This window comes from Vibrio genomosp. F10 str. 9ZD137 (assembly GCF_049974785.1).
In the GTDB taxonomy this organism is placed as follows: domain Bacteria; phylum Pseudomonadota; class Gammaproteobacteria; order Enterobacterales; family Vibrionaceae; genus Vibrio.
In genome coordinates this window covers 1-989 of the sequence record NZ_JBNGCJ010000024.1, presented here as the reverse complement: position 1 = coordinate 989, position 989 = coordinate 1, and the positions used below count along the sequence as shown (strand labels likewise).

At 46.2% G+C, this 989-nt stretch carries 2 protein-coding genes; both read left to right on the top strand.

The features are described from left to right. Window positions 1–716 (top strand): formylglycine-generating enzyme family protein (locus ACP45E_RS00335; RefSeq protein ID WP_069584578.1); only part of this gene is annotated, 716 nt, incomplete at its 5' end. 9 nt (window positions 717–725) lie between these two features. Next, window positions 726–989 (top strand): alkaline phosphatase family protein (locus tag ACP45E_RS00330; protein ID WP_198927656.1); only part of this gene is annotated, 264 nt, incomplete at its 3' end.

Sequence of the window (989 nt, the reverse complement as noted above, 5' to 3'; positions counted from 1 at the left end):
CCAGCGTGCCGCCACACCCGATCGCTCTACAGATCGATCAGGAGATGGTTTTGGTTGAAGGTGGAACATTTACCATGGGTTCCAATAGCCCAAATGCCACCAAAGCAGAAAATCCAGCACGAGAAGTGACCGTAGACAGCTTCTATATTGCACAATTCGAAGTGACCCAAGCACTGTTTGAATCAGTGATGGGGGCATCTCACAGCTTCTTTCAGGATCCACAGGTACCAGTTAATAACTTAAGCTGGCAACAAGCGAATTATTTTATCGAGCAATTGAATGAACTCACCGGTGAAGCGTATCGACTTCCAACCGAAGCCGAATGGGAGTTCGCAGCGACAGGTGGAACAAAGAGTCAAGGCTTTACCTACAGCGGATCGAATAATATTGACGATGTCGCGTGGTTTGCCGGGAACTCGAAAAACAGAGCACACCCGGTAGGCCAAAAGATGCCTAATGAACTTGGCTTGTATGACATGACAGGTAACGTCGGAGAATTTGTAATTGATGCCTTCGATGATACGTTCTATCGATTTGGACCAACAGATAATCCAAATAATGCTCATCACAGTGATGTCCACTTATCTCATAAATCCGTCCGAGGGGGCAGTTTTGCTTACGATGCCACGCTCTCTGAGAATTATCGCCGAGATTTTGCAAGCCAATCAATTATCATGTCTGACATGGGTTTACGCCTAGCCAAAGACGTTAAATAAGGACCATTCATGTTATACACTCGATTGTCAGCGTTAACGCTCGCATTATTCTGTCTAGGACCTGTATCAGCGTCAGAAAGTAACCCAGACCTAGTGCTACAAATTACGGTTGATGGCCTTCGTGCAGACTTGCTTGAACGCTACAAGCATAACTTCGGTGAAGGTGGTTTTCGTTACTTGATGGATGAAGGCGCTTACTACACCAATGCACATTACCAACACGGAAATACAGAAACTATCGTGGGTCATGTCTCTTTAGCAACCGGCGCCCCA